The organism is Streptococcus sp. KR (assembly GCF_002238115.1).
Taxonomy (GTDB): domain Bacteria; phylum Bacillota; class Bacilli; order Lactobacillales; family Streptococcaceae; genus Streptococcus.
On sequence record NZ_NGVM01000063.1, the window covers coordinates 1 to 1,450 of the forward strand.

Genomic DNA, 1,450 nt, shown 5'->3' on the forward strand with positions numbered 1-1,450 from the left:
CATCTTTATCTTCTGGAGTGAATCCTGGAACGTATGGTAACACTTCTGTTGGTTGCCCTGGTTTTGTTGGGTCTGCTGGATCATTTGGATACTTGATTGGAGTTGTTGGTTGTCCTGGAATATTTGGAATCCATGAACCGATTGGTTTGTAGGTTACTACTTCTGTAGCATCTTTTGAATCCGCAGTTACTTTTGTAGTTGGTACACTTGCTTTGTCAGCTAAGTATCCTTTAACTACTGGTGATTTAACTTCAGCTAAGTCTTGAGCTGGAGTCCAATCTCCGTAAGTCACTTCACCTGTTACTAAGTTGACCTTAGCTTCACGTGTAAATTTAGCTTCTTGTGTTACTGTTTTTGGTGTTCCATCTTCATTTAATACTGGAGTTCCATCTTCGTACACATAAGTGATTGTACGTGTAACAGTTTTGTTTAGATCTTTTTCTTCCAAGCCAGCTGGGTATTTAGGTCCATCTGGGTTATTTGGATCTACTGGAGTTCCTGGTGTTTTCGGTTGATCTGGCGTTACTGTAACTTCTTTAGCTTTAAGTGTTACTTTGAACTCTTGATCAGTATCTTTATCTTTATCGAACTTACCACCTTCTGGGTATGTATTAGATACTAATTCATAGCCTTTGTTTTCAAGTTCTTTGATTTTAGCTTTTACTTCAGCTTCTTTTGTAAGTGGTGTATCTGAGTCACCTTCTTCAGTAATAGCGTCAACACCTGGAATTGGGTTTCCTTTTTCATCTACGAAAGTAGTCTTAGCTTTTTGCGTATCCTTCACATAGTTGATTGGTGTGTCTTGACTTGGATCTGTTGGAAGATCTGGTACTACATATCCTTTTGTTGGATCTGTTGGATCTACTGGTTTAAGTGGATTTCCATCTTTATCCTTAGGTGTGAATCCTTCTACGTATGGTAATGTTTCTGTTGGTTTACCTGGTTTTGTTGGATCATCTGGATTATTTGGATACTTGATTGGATTTGTTGGTTGTCCTGGAATGTTTGGAATCCATGAACCGATTGGTTTATAGGTTACTACTTCTGTAGTATCTTTTGAATCTCCAGTTACAGTTACTACAGGAACACTTGCTTTGTCAGCTAAGTATCCTTTAACTACTGGTGATTTAACTTCAGCTAAGTCTTGTGCTGGTGTCCAGTCTCCGTATGTAACTTCTCCTGTTACCAAGTTCACTTTTGCTTCACGTGTAAATTTAGCTTCTTGTGTTACTGTTTTTGGTGTTCCATCTTCATTTAATACTGGAGTTCCATCTTCGTACACATAAGTGATTGTACGTGTAACAGTTTTGTTTAGATCTTTTTCTTCCAAGCCAGCTGGATATTTAGGTCCGTCTGGGTTGTTTGGATCTACTGGAGTTCCTGGTGTTTTTGGTTGATCTGGTGTTACTGTAACTTCTTTTTGTTTAAGTGTTACTTTGAACTCTTGATC

At 38.3% G+C, this 1,450-nt stretch carries 1 protein-coding gene; it reads right to left on the reverse strand.

Annotation, left to right across the window (positions count from 1 at the left end; translation table 11 throughout):
- On the reverse strand, nucleotides 1-1,450 hold a 1,450-nt coding region (locus CBI42_RS10780; RefSeq protein WP_441348929.1), incomplete at both ends, for a mucin-binding protein.